Genomic DNA, 15,391 nt, shown 5'->3' on the forward strand with positions numbered 1-15,391 from the left:
GTCGCTACTCCTTATCGCTGTTGGCGTCGCCGACGAGGTCGTCGGACTCGCCGAGGTCGCGGGCAAGGCCATTGACGAGGTCATCGGTGGTGTTGATGTTGGCGAAGACGTCGACGGGGTTCTCCTTTGCTGCGGGCCTCTCCTCGGCCTTGGGCTCGGCCTTCCTCCTGTAGGAGATGGGCTCGATGTCGAGCGCAAGCGAGCGCATCTCCTTGACGAGGACCTTGAAGGACTCAGGGATGCCTGCGGACGGCACGTTCTCACCCTTGACGATGGCCTCGTAGGTCTTGACGCGGCCGTTGGTATCGTCGGACTTGACCGTGAGGATCTCCTGCAGGACGTTGGCCGCACCGTAGGCATAGAGGGCCCAAACCTCCATCTCGCCGAAGCGCTGGCCGCCGAACTGGGCCTTGCCGCCCAGGGGCTGCTGCGTGACGAGGCTGTAGGGGCCGGTCGAACGTGCATGGATCTTGTCGTCGACCATGTGGCCGAGCTTCAGGATGTAAGAGGTGCCCACAGTGATGGGGTTCTTGAACGCCTCGCCCGTGCGGCCGTCGTAGAGCGTGGTCTTGCCACGGTCGTTGAGCTGTGGCACGAAGTCGGCGTCCATGTGCTTGCCGTACTCCAGCATGGCCTTGTTCATGAGGTTCACGTTGGTGCGGCGGATGATCTCGGAGACCTCCTTGTCGGTCGCGCCGTCAAAGACGGGCGTAGCCACGGGGATGGGGCCGGGCACGTAGGTCTTGGAGTCTGCCGTGGTGTCATCCCAGCCGTGGGTGGCGCCCCAGCCAAGGTGGCACTCGAGCAGCTGCCCCACGTTCATGCGGGACGGGACACCCAGCGGATCGAGGAGGACGTCGATGGGGGTGCCATCGGCCATGTAGGGCATATCCTCGACGGGCAGCACCTTGCACACAACGCCCTTGTTGCCGTGACGGCCAGAGATCTTATCGCCCTGCTGGATCTTGCGGCGCTGGGCGACAAAGACGCGTACGAGCTCGTTCACGCCGGGCTGGAGGTCGTCTCCGGCCTCGCGGCTAAAGCGCACAACGTCGACGACGCGGCCGTAGGCGCCATGGGGCATCTTGAGCGAGGTGTCGCGCACGTCGTGGGCCTTGGCACCAAAGATGGCACGGAGCAGGCGCTCCTCGGCGGTGAGTGCCGTCTCGCCCTTGGGCGTGACCTTGCCTACCAGGATGTCGCCAGGGCCAACCTCGGCACCGATGCGGATGATGCCGTCATTGTCGAGGTTGGCGAGCATCTCCTCGGACTGGTTGGGGATCTCGCGGGTGATCTCCTCGGGACCGAGCTTGGTGTCGCGGGCGTCGATCTCGTGACGGGAGATGTTGACCGAGGTGAGCAGGTCGTTCTGCACCACGCGGTCGGAGACGATGATGCCGTCCTCGTAGTTGTAGCCCTCCCACGGCATGTAGGCCACGGTGAGGTTGACGCCGAGGGCAAGCTCGGAGTGGTCGATCGAGGTGCCGTCAGACAGGGGCTGGCCAGCCTCGACGCGATCGCCCACGTGCACGATTGGACGGTGGTTGATGCAGGTGCTCTGATTGGACCGCTGGTACTTGGGCAGCTCGTAGTCCTCGGCACCGTACTCGTCGGAGTAGACGGTCACGTGGGCCGCGTCGACCTTGTCGACAACGCCTGCGTGGACCGCGCGGACGACCTCGCCGGAGTCCAGGGCTGCACGAGCCTCCATGCCCGTGCCCACGTACGGGGCGTACGAACGGATCAGGGGCACGGCCTGACGCTGCATGTTTGCGCCCATGAGGGTACGCTTGGCATCGTCGTGCTCGAGGAACGGGATGAGGTTCGCGGCGACGGAGAGCATCTGGCGAGGCGAGACGTCCATGTAGTCGACGCTCGAAACCTCGACCTGCGCAGGGGCACCGAAGGAGCCATCGAAGTCGCGCGTACGGGCGATGATGCGATCGGGGTCCGTGATGTTGCCCTTGGAGTCGACAACCACGAAACGGCCCGTCTTGGGGTCAACTGGGGTGTTGGCCGGCGCGATGTTGTGGTTCTCCTCCTCGTCGGCGGTCATCCACACGATCTCGTCGGTGACCTTGCCGTCGACGACCTTGCGGTACGGCGACTCGATGAAGCCGTAGTCGTTCACGTGCGCATAGACCGCCAGCGAACCGATGAGGCCGATGTTGGGGCCTTCGGGTGTCTCGATGGGACACATGCGGGAGTAGTGCGAGTTGTGAACGTCGCGGACGGCCGTAGGCACGTTGGTGCGGCGGCTGGAGCCAGACTTGTGGCCAGCAAGGCCGCCAGGGCCAAGCGCCGAGAGACGACGCTTGTGCGTGAGGCCTGCAAGCGGGTTGGACTGGTCCATGAACTGCGACAGCTGAGAGGAGCCGTAGAACTCCTTGATGGCGGCCACGATCGGGCGAATGTTGATGAGCGACTGCGGCGTGATGTCATCGGCGTCCTGGGAGGCCATGCGCTCACGCACAACGCGCTCCATACGGCTCATGCCAATGCGGAACTGGTTCTGGACAAGCTCGCCCACGGTGCGCACGCGACGGTTGCCAAAGTGGTCGATGTCATCGGTGTGCTTCGTGTCGTCGCCGGCGTGGAGGGCCAGGAGGTAGCGCAGGGCCGCCACGATGTCCTCGCTGGTGATCACGCGCTCGCTGGCGTCAACGTCGAGCTCGAGCTTCTTGTTGACCTTGTAGCGACCAACGCGGGCAAGGTCGTAGCGCTGCGGGTTGAAGTAGAGGCCGTCGAGCAGCGAGCGGGCAGAGTCCACGGTAGGGGGCTCGCCGGGGCGCTGGCGACGGTAGATCTCGAGGAGGGCGTCCTCGCGGGTGGTGGCGACGTCGCGCTCGATGGTCGAGCGCACGACCTCGGAGTCACCGAGAAGCGAGAGGATCTCGTCGTCCGTCTCGGCGATGCCCAGGGCACGCAGGAACGACGTTGCGCTCTGGCGGCGCTTGCGGTCGATGGAGGCCACGAGGTGACCGCGCTTGTCGACCTCGAACTCGAGCCACGCGCCACGCGCAGGGATGAACTGGACGCGGTGGACAAGGACACCAGAGTCCATCTCGGCGGCAAAGTAGACGCCAGGCGAGCGGACCAGCTGCGAGACCACAACGCGCTCAGAGCCGTTGATGATGAAGGTGCCGCGGTCGGTCATGAGCGGGAAGTCGCCCATGAAGACGAGCTGCTCCTTGATCTCGCCGGTCTCCTTGTTGATGAAGCGCACGTCCACGAAGAGGGGTGCCTGGTAGGACAGGTCCTTGGCGCGACACTCGGACAGGCTGTGGGACGGGTCGCCAAACTGATGCTCACCAAAGGCCACCTGCATGGTCCTCGCAGCGTTTTCGATGGGAGAGAACTCTGCAAAGGACTCGGCGATACCGTCGGTCATGAAGTGCTTGAACGAATCCCTCTGGACGGAGATGAGGTTGGGCAGCTCCATCGCAGACGGGATTTTGCTAAAGCTCTTGCGCGTACGGGTGACTTGCGGTTTAGTAAGAGAAGTCTTTGCGGTAGACACCAGGCTTTTCCTCCTTCAAAAGGGTGGAAGGCGGCAATTGTCGCAAACTAGTAATCTAGCCAAGCGCACGTCTCTCGTCAATGAAAAGTCTTGACTTGCCCTGCATTTTCTATTAGATTCTCTTGTTTTTCACGCGTTTCCTGCAAAATCCACGAGACGTGTGTGGAGGAACCGTGTGGGGAAGCCCTGGATGCGATGGCTGCTCGTGTTGCCCCCGGTAGTCGCGTCAATCCATAACGCGGTTGGGCGAGAATTCCTTGTCGTGCGTACGCACGACTTGGGAAATCTGACGTTCTCGCCTCTCCACGTGGTCGGGCCGGCAATAATCCGCGGTCGTGCGTACGCACGATGTAGGTTTTCTGACATGACCCCGGCGTTTGCCCAGTTGGGCGAGAAGGCCTTGGCAGCAAGCGGCCCTTGTGCGTACGCACAACGTAGGTTTTCTGACATTCTCGCCTCTCCACGTGACCGGGCTGGCAATAATCCGCGGTCGTGCGTACGCACGATGTAGGTTTTCTGACGCGGTTCCAGCGTTTGCCCAGTTGGGCGAGAAGGCCTTGGCAGCAAGCGGCCCTTGTGCGTACGCACAACCAGCAACATTTGCCAGACGTTCAAGCTTAACCAGGGAAAACGCACTCCCCGTGGCAAATAATCCCACTTGTGCGTACGCACGATGGCCCAATCCCGCCATGTCCATGTCCGGGCCCACCCCCAAGAGAGGCGGCCCACAAGAAGGGGGCCGGACCGCGTGGTCCGACCCCCGATGGAGCACGAGATGCGTCCGTGAGACCCGAAGCTACTTCAGGGTGACGGTGGCGCCGGCCTCCTCGAGCTGCTTCTTGGCGTCCTCGGCGTCCTCCTTCTTGGCACCCTCGAGAAGGACGGCGGGGGCAGCCTCCACCTTGTCCTTGGCCTCCTTCAGGCCGAGGCTGGTGAGGGCGCGGACGACCTTGATGACGGCGATCTTGTTGGAGCCGAAGGAGGTCAGCTCGACGTCGAAGTTGGTCTTTTCCTCCTCCTCGGCAGCAGCAGCGCCAGCCGCAGGGGCGGCAGCAACGGCAACGGGGGCAGCGGCGGACACGCCGAAGACGTCCTCCAGCTCGTGGACGAGCTCGGAAAGCTCGAGGGCGGGCATCTCCTTGATGGCCTCGATGATCTCTTCCTTGGTAGCAGCCATGCTAATTCTCCTTCATGTCGGGGCACCTTATGTGCCCTCGGGATTGTCTTGTCGTACTGGAAGTGCCGATGGTGCGGACAGGCGCTATGCGGCCTGCTTCTCGGAGACCGCCTGGAGCGCGGTGACGAGGCCCCTGGCGGGACCGGCGCACACCTGCGCAATACCCGAGAGCGGGCTGCCGATGACATACACGAGCTTGGCGAGAAGCTCGTCGCGGGACGGGAGCTCGGCGTACGCGAGGGCCTCCTCGGACGAGACGGCCTTGCTGTCTACGATGCCACCCAGGATCTGCATCTTCTTGAGCTTGTCGGCCTCCTGCTTCAAGACCTTGGCGGCCTCGACAGGGTCCTTCTCGTAGAAGACGTAGGCGCAGGTGCCTTTGAGCACATCGTCAATGTCGGGCATCTCGACGTCCCTGAGGGCGATGCGCACGATGTTGTTCTTGTAGACCTTCATGTGCGCGCCGGCCTCGCTCAGGGCGCGACGGAGCTCCTGGGCCTCCTTGACGGTGAGACCACGGTAGTCGATGACAAAAAGGCCCTTGGAAGCCTCGATGGAGCCCTTGACCCTCTCGAGCATGTCTATGTTGGACTGTGCTGGCATGTGAACACCTCCTTCTCACACGTATCCGGGCACGATCCGCCGACGCGGCGGGCCCTCCGCATGAGAGGGCCCCGCTTGGCGCAGCCAAACGGGGCCTCATGGATTCGTAGCTGAGACCACCTCGGCAGGCGGGTTTCCCCTTTGAGCCCGTAGGCACCGGCTGTCTTTGGCAGCGGGACGTGCGATGTATGGGTGCAGGCAAAAACCTGCAGTGGGTATTCTGGCACGCGGGGCATGCCCCGTCAAGGGAAACGCTCACGACACGGCGTTCTCACAAAAAGCCCCGCTCAGGTGAGCGGGGCGATGACTCCGGGATGCGCGCGAGGCCTAGTCCTCCATGAAGTCGCGCGTCTTGGTGGTGTCGACCTTGATGCCAGGGCCCATGGTGGTGGAGATTGTGATGGACTTGACGTACTTGCCCTTGGCGCTCGACGGCTTAACGCGAACGAGCTCGGTGATGAGGGCACCGTAGTTCTCGACAAGGGCCTTGACGTCGAAGGACGCCTTGCCCATGGGGACGTGGCAGATGCCGTAGCGGTCGGCGCGGTACTCGACGCGGCCAGCCTTGAGTTCCTTGACCATCTTCTCGACGTCCATGGTCACGGTGCCAAGCTTGGGGTTGGGCATGAGGCCACGGGGTCCGAGGATGCGGCCGAGGCGACCGACCTTGCCCATGAGGTTGGGCGTGGCGATAACGGCATCGAAGTTGATGTTGCCCTTCTGGATCTCCTCGATGAGGTCGTCGGAGCCGACGATGTCGGCACCAGCGGCCTCGGCCTCGGCGGCCTTGGCGCCCTCGGCGAAGACGGCCACGCGGACGGTCTTGCCGGTTCCGTTGGGCAGCGAGATGGAGCCGCGGATGTTCTGGTCGGCCTTTCGGGTGTCGACGCCCAGGCGAACGGCGACCTCGACGGTCTCGTCGAACTTGGCGGAGGAGAGCTCCTTGGCAAGCGTCATGGCCTCCTTGGGCGAGTAGACCTTGCCGGCCTCGACTTTGGCGGCAGCGGCCTTGTAGTTCTTTCCGTGCTTAGGCATGTGATACCTCCTGTGGTCAACGGGCGCATGCCCTCCCACATAGTCGGCGCGGGTGCGCCACGTCCTGAGAGGCGCCCCCTACAGGGCGCGTAGTGCCAAAGGTGGTAGGGTTAGTCCTCGGCGATGGTGACGCCCATGGAGCGAGCGGTGCCGGCGACGATCTTCTTGGCGGCCTCGAGGTCGTTGGCGTTGAGGTCCGGCATCTTGATCTGGGCGATCTTGGTGAGCTGCTCCTGGGTGAGCTGGCCAACCTTGTCGCGCTGGGGTACGCCGGAGCCGCTCTTGAGGCCAAGCTCCTTCTTGATGAGATGAGCCGCAGGCGGGGTCTTGGTCACGAAGTCAAACGTGCGATCCTCGTAGACGGTAATCTCGACAGGGATGATGTCGCCGGACTTGTCCTTGGTGGCAGCGTTGAAGGCCTGGCAGAACTGCATGATGTTGACCTGGGCGGCACTGAGGGCTGGGCCAACGGGAGGCGCAGGGTTGGCGGCACCAGCCGGAATCTGGAGCTTGATGAAGTGGGTGACCTTCTTCTTGGCCATGATGAATCCTCCTGGAGAGCGTGCTTGCAATCTGTCTTCACGCAGGCGCCCGAGAAGCCATCCTCACCGATACAGGGCCTGCCAGAAGTTCCTAGCTGATAACCGAAATCTGATCGAGTGTGAGCTCGACGGGGGTCTCGCGACCAAAGATCATGAGCATGACCTTGACCTTGCCAGACTCGACGTTGACCTCGGAGACCTGCCCGTCGAAGTCTGCCAGCGGCCCAGAGAGCACGCGCACCGACATGCCGGGCTCGAGGTTGGTCGAGGTGCGCTTGGGCGCCGAAGCGGAAGCGCTCGCGCGGACGCCGCTACGCCTCATGATCTTGTCGAACTCATCGCGACGCAGGGGCGTAGGCTTGCCGTCGAGACCGACAAAGCCCGTAACTCCGGGCGTGTTGCGCACGACCGCCCAGGTGTTGTCGTCGACCTCCATGCGGACGAGGACATAGCCCGGGAAGACCTTGGCCTCCTTGGTCTCGCGCTTGCCGCCGTCCTTGACCTCGGTGACTTCCTCCGTTGGGATCTGGATGTCCACGACCTGGTCACCAATGCCATAGGTCTCGATGCGGTGTTCGAGATCGGTCTTGACCTTGTTCTCGTATCCGGAATACGTGTGGATAACGTACCAGCGCTTAGCCATGGCCTTATTCCCCCAAACTCGTATAGCCGACGAGCGCGGCCACGATTCCGGTGTCGACAAGCCAGAGCACAACGCCGAAGACCACGAGGGAGACGATAACGGCAACGGAGTAGTTGCGCAGCTCTTCCCTCGAGGGCCACACCACGCGCCTCATCTCGGTGCGTACGGCACCGAGATAGTTCTTGATGCGCGTGCCAAGCCCTGGCTTCTTGTTGCTCGCCTTGGCAGGCTTGTCCTGCTTCTCGGAAGCCTTGGCAACGACAGCGGCCCGCTTTGCCGGGCCCCCTGTCTGCTTGGGGTTGGAGGCAGCAGAGGCAGCCTGGGCGGCCTCGCGCTCAGCACGCTTCTGGGCACGTGCCTTGCGGGCGCTCCTCTTGTTCCTGTCTTTGTTCGCCATCCTCACAACTCCTAAAGGCTTGCCTTACATGGAAACCGGCTAACCCCGAAGGGAAAGCCGGTGGGAAATTCTGGCACGCCAGGAAGGACTCGAACCCTCAACACTCGGTTTTGGAGACCGATGCTCTACCAATTGAACTACTGGCGTGTGTGGGCCCACCCAGTTTAGCGGGTCTCGCGGTGAAGCGTGTGCTTACGGCACCACGGACAATACTTCTTCATCTCAAGTCGGTCAGGCGTGTTCGCCTTGTTCTTGGTCGTGGTGTAGTTGCGGCGCTTGCATTCGGTGCATGCAAGTGTAACAAGTGTGCGCATGAATCCTCCTGAGACACCATGTCACTTCGAGGCCATCCTCGAAGATGGCGCGGTGGAGTACGTTATCATCAACTTACGTATCCTGTCAACCCAAAACGCCTTGCAGGCCATTGCTCATACAACATCCATGCGATGGAAACGCCAGGGGGCCGAGAGGGCTGAGAGGAATCCGCCATAAGGTATCAGACGAGTCCCGTTCTCAACAGAACGGCCCGACACCCATACGGATGCCGGGCCTTGGGGTCACTTCTGGGAGAAGCTACTCGACGATCGTGGCGACACGGCCATCGCCGACGGTGTGGCCACCCTCGCGGATAGCGAAGCGGAGGCCCTCCTCCATGGCGATGGGGTGAATGAGCTCGCAGGAGATGGTGACGTGGTCACCTGGCATGGCCATCTCGACCTTGTTGCCGTCCTTGTCGGTGAGCTCGGCGATGTCGCCGGTCACGTCCGTGGTGCGGAAGTAGAACTGCGGACGGTAGCCAGAGAAGAACGGGGTGTGACGGCCGCCCTCCTCCTTGGTGAGAACGTAAATCTCGCCAGTGAACTTGGTGTGAGGGGTAACCGAGCCGGGCTTGCAGAGAACCTGGCCGCGCTCAATGTCCTCGCGCTTGATGCCGCGGAGCAGGATTCCCACGTTATCGCCAGCCTCGCAGAAGTCCAGCGTCTTGCGGAACATCTCGATGCCGGTCGCAACGGAGGACTGGGTCGGCTTGATGCCGACGATCTCGACGGGCTCGTTGAGCTTGAGTTCACCGCGCTCGACACGGCCGGTGGCAACGGTGCCGCGGCCGGAGATGGTCATGACGTCCTCGACGGCCATCAGGAACGGCTTCTCGTTGTCACGAGCAGGCGTCGGGATGTAGGAGTCAACGGTGTGCATGAGCTCGACGATGGAGTCGACCCACTTCTGCTCGCCGTTGAGGGCACCGAGGGCGGAGCCACGGATGATTGGGGTATTGTCACCGTCGAAGCCGTACTCGGAGAGCAGGTCGCGGGTCTCCATCTCGACCAGGTCGATGAGCTCCTCGTCATCGACCATGTCGCACTTGTTCAGGAAGACGATGATGTACTTGACGCCAACCTGACGGGCGAGCAGGATGTGCTCGCGGGTCTGAGCCATGGGGCCGTCGGTAGCAGCGATAACGAGGATGGCGCCATCCATCTGGGCAGCGCCTGAAATCATGTTCTTGACGTAGTCAGCGTGGCCCGGGCAGTCAACGTGAGCGTAGTGGCGCTCCCAGGTCTCATACTCGACGTGAGCGACGGAGATGGTGATGCCGCGCTGACGCTCCTCGGGGGCCTTGTCGATGTTCTCGAAGGCGGTGAACTCGGCCTTGCAGCCCTCGGTCTCGGAGAGAACCTTGGTGATGGCCGCGGTCAGCGTAGTCTTGCCGTGGTCGACGTGACCAATGGTACCAATGTTTACGTGCGGCTTAGAACGATCGAACTTCTCCTTGGCCATTGCCAATCCTCCTTTTGGAACGAACCTCTCCGGCCATTCCATGGTACAGAAATACGTCCATTTATGCTCAGCGGCGCCGCAGCGCCGCAGAAAAGCCTGGTACCGGTGACTGGATTCGAACCAGTGACATCGCGGGTATGAGCCGCGTGCTCTAACCAGCTGAGCTACACCGGCATGGAGCCGAGCGCTTGAAGAATGGAGCCCGCGACCGGATTTGAACCGGTGACCTCTTCGTTACCAACGAAGTGCTCTACCGACTGAGCTACACGGGCATGGTGGGGATGCTTGGACTCGAACCAAGGAACCCAGAGGGAGCGGATTTACAGTCCGCCGCAGTTGCCGCTGTGCCACATCCCCATTCCGTTTTCAAGCACCACACGGGGCGAACCCCGTGCAGCGGAGTGAATAATACGACGAGGAAAAAATCCTGTCAACGCATACCCCGGTGCCGGGTGTATCTATCCCACGATTCCCGCACAATTCAGGGAAACCCGCAGGTAGTGCATGTACCGCTTGCCGGATGCGGGCCGCATTGCACACGTCCGGGCCCGGATGCGCGCACCAGCGGGCGCCGCAGTCCAAAAAGAGGCATCTCTGATGAGCCAGGGCCTGCCCGAGGATCCGGATGAGGCGCGGATGGCAGGCGCCTCTTGCCGTGTCAGCCCGATGCCCTGGCGGATTTGTGCCATTGTGCGTACGCATGACCGAGGTTCTCTGCCAAGGGGGTAGCGTTTCCCCTGTTGGATCCACGGGCCTGGCAATATGTCCCCATCGTGCGTACGCACGATTCCCACCTGCTGCCATGGCCTTCTCGGCCAACTGGGCAGATGCTGCGGCCTTGTCAAAATGCACCGGTCATGCGTACGCACAACCAAGCTTTCCTGCCCGAGGGGCCCTCCAAGGAAGGGGAGTCGTCTGCAACCAGCCGTCATGCGTACGCACGATGGCAGAGACTTGCCAGTCAAGCCGTTTGCCACGAAAGACGAAACCAGGTCACAGCCGCAGTGGCTATGACCTGGCGTCTCATCCTGGAGCCGGTAGAGGGAGTCGAACCCACAACCCACGGTTTACAAAACCGTTGCTCTGCCATTGAGCCATACCGGCGGTGAGGACATGATAGCGTGTTTGCGCGAATCTGGCACGTGCGGCACCAGAATCGGTCGTGCGGCCAGCTACCTACGGCCGCGCAGCCTGTCGAGCTTCGCCCGGGTCTCGGGGTCGAGCCTGTCCTCCAGGCTCAGGTGCGTATGGGACCCGCGCTCGCGGGCCTCCTCCACCCCCGCGCTCACGATGCTCATGTTCTGCGCGAGAAGCGCGCTTGAGACCGTGGTCACCGGGATGCCGCCCACGGTATAGCGGATGGCGTTGTCCGATGTCACGAGCAAGACGACCCTCCCGGCATGGCGCGCCTCCGTGACCAGGCGCTCTATGACCGTATCGGCGGACTCGCCCGTGCGCGAGAAGACCACGCGAACCCCAGCCGTGCTCCAGTTGGGTCGCTCGCCCGAGAGGTTGCCCGCCGCATCGAAGACCACAACCGGCTCGTAGCTGCCCTGCGCATACGCCGCCACGTCCGAGACGAGCGCCTCGCGGGCGCGGTCGAAGGGGTCATGACCGTAGGGGTCGCGCGAGAGGTGCGCCACGTCGGCCAAGGCACCGGCACCCGCATGCTCGTCAATGAGCGCGGCATAGCGAGGGGTCCCGTGAACCACGTTGTAGCCGTCGACCACGAGCAGCGCGAGACTGGCGCGACTAGGCATCCGCCTGCGCCCCCTCGCTCACGCGGCGGAGCCACTCGTAGCACATGACCGTCGTGGCCTGGGCAACGTTGAGCGACTCGACACGACCGCGCTGCGGAAGCCTGGCACCAAAGTCGCAGTGGTCAAGCACGAGGCGAGAGATGCCCACCCCCTCAGAGCCCATGACCAGCGCAAGCCGCCCATAGACGGGCGCGTGCCACACGCTCTGCTCGGCGTGCTCGGTTGCGGCGCAGGCCCAGAACCCAGCATCCTTGAGCTGGTCGATCGCACGGGCCAGGTTGGGAACCTGCGCGATGGGAAGGTGCAGCACGGCGCCGGCAGAGGTCTTGTAGGCACCGGGCCCAACGGTGGCGGCGCGCGCGTTTGCCACAACCACGCCGGCAGCGCCCACGACCTCCGCAGAGCGTACGATGGCGCCAAAGTTGCCCTCGTCGGTCACATGGTCGAGCACAACCACCAGGGCGTCCCCCTCCCCCGCCGCAGCGATGACGTCCTCGATCGTTGCGTATGAGAAGGGCTTGGTCCTCACGACGATGCCCTGGTGGGCGCCGTGGCTCGAGAGCCGGTCAAGGCGCGAGCGCGGTACGGACTCGCACTCCACGCCCGCGTCGACGAGCCTGCGCACCAGAGAGCCAAGCGTCTTGTCGGTGCCATCGGGCGAGCCAGCTCCGTCCTGCACGAAGGCAGTGCATATGGGAATCCCCGCGTCGAGCGCCTCGGCGACGGCGCGGCGCCCCTCGATGACATCTGAGCCAGGCACCGCAGAGCGACCCTGGTCGCGTCGGCCGTGCCGGTCGCGTTGGTCGCGTCCGCCCCTGCCCTGGCGCCCCCTCGGCGCCCCGTTTCCCGGGCGCGAGCCCGAGCGCTGGCTGCGGCCGTGGTGCTGGCCGCCACGACCGGCCTGCGCCGAACCCGCCCCCCTGCGGGACGAGCCCCTTCGCGCATCACCTCGTGCCATTCTCATCACCTACGCCCTGCGCAGGCGAGAGCCTGCGGCGGTGTCCTCGAGAACCAGGCCCAAGCCTGCGATGGCATCGCGGATGCCGTCCGCGCTACCCCAGTCCTTCGCCTTGCGGGCTGCCTGACGTGCGGCGATAAGCGCATCGGCGGCCTCGGTGGCAGAGCTTCCCCGATAGCCGGCGTACTGCTCGGCAAGGCCCACAAGCTCAGCGGGAAGCTCGTCCTCCTCTGCCGCAAGCGTGATGCCAAGGACGCCCGCAAGCTCGGCAAGGACGTTGGCCGCGGCGCTCGCGGCTTCGCCGCCAGCAGCGGTGCCGGCGTCGGCAAGGTAGGTGTTTGCCGAGGTCACAAGCGAGAAGATCGCCGCCAGGCCACCGGCGGTGTTGAAGTCGTCGTCCATCTGGCGCGTGAACTCCTCGTGCGCCTCGCGGACGGCCGAGAGGAGCTCGTCGTCGCATCCCTCGCCGCCCGAGCCGTTCTTGGAGGCCCAGAGTAGGTTCTTCTCGCACGTGCGCAGGCGTTCGAGGGTGCCCACGGCGCCCTCGAGGCGGTCGAAGGAGAAGTCGAGCGGAGCGCGGTAGTGGGTCTGCAGCATGAGCAGGCGCACCGCGTCGGCGGGATACCTGTCGAGGACCTCCTTGAGCGTGTAGAAGTTGCCCAGGCTCTTGGACATCTTCTCGCCGTTCACGCGCAGCATCCCCGTGTGCATCCAGAGATTGGCCAGCGGCTCGTGCCAGGCGCACATCGCCTGGGCGGTCTCGTTCTCGTGGTGCGGGAAGACCAGATCTGCTCCACCGCCGTGGATGTCGATGGGGGTGCCCAGGTAGCGATGGATCATGGCGCAGCACTCGGTGTGCCAGCCGGGACGGCCGTCGCCCCAGGGGCTTGGCCAGCTGGGTTCGCCGGGCTTGGCGGCCTTCCAGAGGGCAAAGTCGAAGGGATCGCGCTTCTGGTCGTTGACCTCCACGCGCTCGCCGGCGCGCATCTGGTCAAGGTCGCGGCCGGAGAGGATGCCGTAGGCGTTGTCCGAGCGCACCGAGAAGTACACGTCGCCGTTGTCGGCCACGTAGGCGTTGCCCTGCTCGATGAGGGACTCGATCATGGCCTGCATGGCCTGAATCTCGTGCGTGGCACGCGGGCGGATGTCGGGGTCGAGAATCCCAAAGCGGTGCATCTGCTCGACAAAAGCGCCCGAGAACTCCTCGGCGACGTCGGCGGCGCTGCGACCCTGCTCGTTGGCGCGACTGATGATCTTGTCGTCCACATCGGTGAGGTTCTGGGCAAAGGTGACCTCGTAGCCCCTGTACACGAGGTAGCGGCGAATCACGTCAAACGAGAGGAACGTGCGCGCATTGCCGATGTGGATCTGGTCGTAGACCGTGGGGCCACAGACGTACATGCGAATCTTGCCCGGCTCGATGGGCTCGAGCCCCTGCTTTCGGTGCGTCTGAGTGTTGTAGATCAGCATGGCTTGCTCCTTGGGGTGTGTGCACAGAGGTACAGGCATTGTAGCAGCACCCCGCAAGGCAATCCTTGGGAAGGCTCCTAGACACAGGCTTTGGGCGTCGCGTGGGGCTTCGGAGGCCCTACCCGCCGCAGGCCCATGGGGCATCGGCCTTGTCGAGAAGGACCACGGCCCAGGCGGCAATGCCCTCCTTTCGACCCACAAAGCCAAGGTGCTCGGTGGTGGTTGCCTTGACGCCAACCCGTGACACGTCCACACCCATGGCCTGGGCCATGGCCCGCCGCATCCGGTCGCGGTGGGGCGCGAGCCTTGGTGCCTGGGCGGCTACGGTACAGTCTGCATCGACAAGCGAGAAGCCCTGCTCGCGGGCAAGCGACGCCACGCGTGAGAGCAGGGCCATGGAGTCTGCGCCCTCGAAGGCGGGGTCGGTATCGGGGAAGAGCTGGCCGATGTCGCCGGCGCGCATGGCACCCAGGATGGCATCCATGAGGGCGTGGGCCAGCACGTCTGCGTCCGAGTGGCCCGCAAGGCCACGCTCGCTGGGCAGTTTGACGCCGCCTAGGATGAGCGGCCGTCCCTCCGTGAAGGCGTGAACGTCAAAACCATGCCCAATGCGCAACATGCCCTACCCCCTACATGAGCAGCCGCTGCTCGAGCGCGGTGCAAGCGATGGCCAAGTCCTCGGGGACGGTGACCTTGATGTTGTCGCGCGGAGAGTCAAAGCAGCGGACCTTTCCGCCGTGGCGCTCGACGAGAGAGGCGTCGTCGGTGCCCTGGTAGCCCTCCCACGCGGCGGACTTGTAGGCCGAGGTCAGCGCGCGGGTGCGAAAGACCTGCGGCGTCTGGGCCGACCAGTAGAAGGAGCGGTCCGGCGTGGCGATGACAATGCCGTCCTCGACGAGCTTCAAGGTGTCCACCGAGCGCGCGGCGCAGATAGCACCCGCAAGCTTGGGGTCCTCTCGCACGCACGCGATGACGCCCTCGATGACCTTGGCCTCGATAAGGGGGCGGGCCGCGTCGTGGACGGCCACAAAGCCGTAGCCGCGCGGCATGGCCGCCAGCCCGTGCGCAACGGACTGCTGGCGGGTGTCCCCAGAGGCCGCCAGCGTGACGGGCGTGAGCAGCGTCACGCGAGAAAGGACCTCGTCGCGCACCGTATCCGCACGGTCCGGCGCACACACCACCACGATGTGGCCAACCGAGGGCGCGTGGTCAAAGGCGAGAAGCGGCCAGCACATGAGCGGCAGCCCGCAGAGGTCCACGAACTGCTTGCCGCGTGGGTCTCCAAAGCGCTCGCCCGCGCCACCCGCAACGATGATCGCCACCGCATCTGGCTTTGAGCCACTCTCGCCCACGCGGGCAGCGGAGGGCGAGGCGCATGCCTCTGGTGCGCTCATTCGCTCTGCCCCCACATGCGATGCAGGCTGTTTGCCAGGGCATCTGGGTTCCTGACGCCAATCTCGCCCAGCTTGGAGGAGTCGTCCTCGGCCGCCTCGAGAATCTCTTGGAG

The 15,391-nt window shown here is 64.0% G+C and carries 14 protein-coding genes and 5 tRNA genes; all 19 read right to left on the reverse strand.

The window, feature by feature from the left end; genetic code table 11:
• Positions 1 to 4: 4 nt before the first annotated feature.
• The gene (locus E0E00_RS00310; RefSeq protein ID WP_130810352.1) at positions 5 to 3,520 is read right to left on the reverse strand and encodes a DNA-directed RNA polymerase subunit beta; all 3,516 of its coding nucleotides are present in this window, start codon (positions 3,518 to 3,520) and stop codon (positions 5 to 7) included.
• Positions 3,521 to 4,316: 796 nt separating this feature from the next.
• Positions 4,317 to 4,697 carry a 50S ribosomal protein L7/L12 gene (gene rplL, locus E0E00_RS00315; RefSeq protein WP_130810354.1) on the reverse strand — a complete coding sequence of 127 codons (381 nt, stop codon included), beginning with the start codon at positions 4,695 to 4,697 and terminating at the stop codon, positions 4,317 to 4,319.
• Between the two features lie 84 nt (positions 4,698 to 4,781).
• Positions 4,782 to 5,300: a 50S ribosomal protein L10 gene (gene rplJ, locus E0E00_RS00320; RefSeq protein WP_130810356.1), complete on the reverse strand. Its 519-nt coding sequence runs from the start codon at positions 5,298 to 5,300 to the stop codon at positions 4,782 to 4,784.
• A 327-nt stretch (positions 5,301 to 5,627) separates the two neighbouring features.
• A complete protein-coding gene (gene rplA / locus E0E00_RS00325; protein ID WP_130810358.1) occupies positions 5,628 to 6,335 on the reverse strand; it encodes a 50S ribosomal protein L1 in 708 nt (235 codons plus the stop codon).
• A gap of 110 nt (positions 6,336 to 6,445) precedes the next feature.
• Positions 6,446 to 6,877: a 50S ribosomal protein L11 gene (gene rplK, locus E0E00_RS00330; protein ID WP_130810360.1), complete on the reverse strand. Its 432-nt coding sequence runs from the start codon at positions 6,875 to 6,877 to the stop codon at positions 6,446 to 6,448.
• A gap of 91 nt (positions 6,878 to 6,968) precedes the next feature.
• A complete protein-coding gene (nusG, locus tag E0E00_RS00335) occupies positions 6,969 to 7,520 on the reverse strand; it encodes a transcription termination/antitermination protein NusG (RefSeq protein ID WP_130810362.1) in 552 nt (183 codons plus the stop codon).
• A gap of 4 nt (positions 7,521 to 7,524) precedes the next feature.
• Entirely contained in the window at positions 7,525 to 7,917 is a 393-nt protein-coding gene (gene secE / locus E0E00_RS00340; RefSeq protein ID WP_130810365.1) for a preprotein translocase subunit SecE, read from the reverse strand.
• Between the two features lie 71 nt (positions 7,918 to 7,988).
• A tRNA-Trp gene (locus E0E00_RS00345) sits at positions 7,989 to 8,064 on the reverse strand.
• 17 nt (positions 8,065 to 8,081) lie between these two features.
• Positions 8,082 to 8,231, reverse strand: a complete 150-nt coding sequence (rpmG, locus tag E0E00_RS00350) for a 50S ribosomal protein L33 (RefSeq protein WP_032110555.1) — start codon at positions 8,229 to 8,231, stop codon at positions 8,082 to 8,084.
• A gap of 259 nt (positions 8,232 to 8,490) precedes the next feature.
• Positions 8,491 to 9,696 (reverse strand): elongation factor Tu, encoded by a 1,206-nt coding sequence (gene tuf / locus E0E00_RS00355; protein WP_165443470.1) that lies wholly within the window; start codon positions 9,694 to 9,696, stop codon positions 8,491 to 8,493.
• A gap of 97 nt (positions 9,697 to 9,793) precedes the next feature.
• A tRNA-Met gene (locus E0E00_RS00360) sits at positions 9,794 to 9,870 on the reverse strand.
• Positions 9,871 to 9,892: 22 nt separating this feature from the next.
• Positions 9,893 to 9,968: transfer RNA gene (locus tag E0E00_RS00365), tRNA-Thr, on the reverse strand.
• A 1-nt stretch (position 9,969) separates the two neighbouring features.
• A tRNA-Tyr gene (locus E0E00_RS00370) sits at positions 9,970 to 10,053 on the reverse strand.
• 672 nt (positions 10,054 to 10,725) lie between these two features.
• Positions 10,726 to 10,800 (reverse strand) — tRNA-Thr (locus E0E00_RS00375).
• A 68-nt stretch (positions 10,801 to 10,868) separates the two neighbouring features.
• The gene (locus E0E00_RS00380) at positions 10,869 to 11,456 is read right to left on the reverse strand and encodes an NYN domain-containing protein (protein WP_130810369.1); all 588 of its coding nucleotides are present in this window, start codon (positions 11,454 to 11,456) and stop codon (positions 10,869 to 10,871) included.
• On the reverse strand, positions 11,449 to 12,414 hold the full coding sequence (gene rlmB, locus E0E00_RS00385; protein WP_130810371.1) for a 23S rRNA (guanosine(2251)-2'-O)-methyltransferase RlmB: 966 nt from the start codon (positions 12,412 to 12,414) through the stop codon (positions 11,449 to 11,451). The genes E0E00_RS00380 and rlmB overlap by 8 nt, the downstream gene beginning before the upstream one ends.
• 9 nt (positions 12,415 to 12,423) lie before the next feature.
• Positions 12,424 to 13,884 carry a cysteine--tRNA ligase gene (gene cysS / locus E0E00_RS00390; RefSeq protein WP_130810373.1) on the reverse strand — a complete coding sequence of 487 codons (1,461 nt, stop codon included), beginning with the start codon at positions 13,882 to 13,884 and terminating at the stop codon, positions 12,424 to 12,426.
• A 118-nt stretch (positions 13,885 to 14,002) separates the two neighbouring features.
• Positions 14,003 to 14,503, reverse strand: coding sequence for a 2-C-methyl-D-erythritol 2,4-cyclodiphosphate synthase (gene ispF / locus E0E00_RS00395; protein ID WP_130810375.1), 501 nt, complete (start codon positions 14,501 to 14,503; stop codon positions 14,003 to 14,005).
• Positions 14,504 to 14,513: 10 nt separating this feature from the next.
• Entirely contained in the window at positions 14,514 to 15,278 is a 765-nt protein-coding gene (gene ispD, locus E0E00_RS00400) for a 2-C-methyl-D-erythritol 4-phosphate cytidylyltransferase (RefSeq protein WP_130810377.1), read from the reverse strand.
• Positions 15,279 to 15,391: the final 113 nt, after the last annotated feature.

Source organism: Olsenella sp. Marseille-P4559, from assembly GCF_900605015.1.
GTDB lineage: Bacteria > Actinomycetota > Coriobacteriia > Coriobacteriales > Atopobiaceae > Tractidigestivibacter.

Coding starts and splice junctions, on each gene's coding strand:
- ispF (WP_130810375.1), bottom strand. CDS start 14,503: ATGTTGCGCATTGGGCATGGTTTTGACGTTCACGCCTTCACGGAGGGA.
- rplJ (WP_130810356.1), bottom strand. CDS start 5,300: ATGCCAGCACAGTCCAACATAGACATGCTCGAGAGGGTCAAGGGCTCC.
- rplA (WP_130810358.1), bottom strand. CDS start 6,335: ATGCCTAAGCACGGAAAGAACTACAAGGCCGCTGCCGCCAAAGTCGAG.
- rplL (WP_130810354.1), bottom strand. CDS start 4,697: ATGGCTGCTACCAAGGAAGAGATCATCGAGGCCATCAAGGAGATGCCC.
- E0E00_RS00380 (WP_130810369.1), bottom strand. CDS start 11,456: ATGCCTAGTCGCGCCAGTCTCGCGCTGCTCGTGGTCGACGGCTACAAC.
- ispD (WP_130810377.1), bottom strand. CDS start 15,278: ATGAGCGCACCAGAGGCATGCGCCTCGCCCTCCGCTGCCCGCGTGGGC.
- nusG (WP_130810362.1), bottom strand. CDS start 7,520: ATGGCTAAGCGCTGGTACGTTATCCACACGTATTCCGGATACGAGAAC.
- rpmG (WP_032110555.1), bottom strand. CDS start 8,231: ATGCGCACACTTGTTACACTTGCATGCACCGAATGCAAGCGCCGCAAC.
- rlmB (WP_130810371.1), bottom strand. CDS start 12,414: ATGGCACGAGGTGATGCGCGAAGGGGCTCGTCCCGCAGGGGGGCGGGT.
- secE (WP_130810365.1), bottom strand. CDS start 7,917: ATGGCGAACAAAGACAGGAACAAGAGGAGCGCCCGCAAGGCACGTGCC.
- cysS (WP_130810373.1), bottom strand. CDS start 13,884: ATGCTGATCTACAACACTCAGACGCACCGAAAGCAGGGGCTCGAGCCC.
- tuf (WP_165443470.1), bottom strand. CDS start 9,696: ATGGCCAAGGAGAAGTTCGATCGTTCTAAGCCGCACGTAAACATTGGT.
- rplK (WP_130810360.1), bottom strand. CDS start 6,877: ATGGCCAAGAAGAAGGTCACCCACTTCATCAAGCTCCAGATTCCGGCT.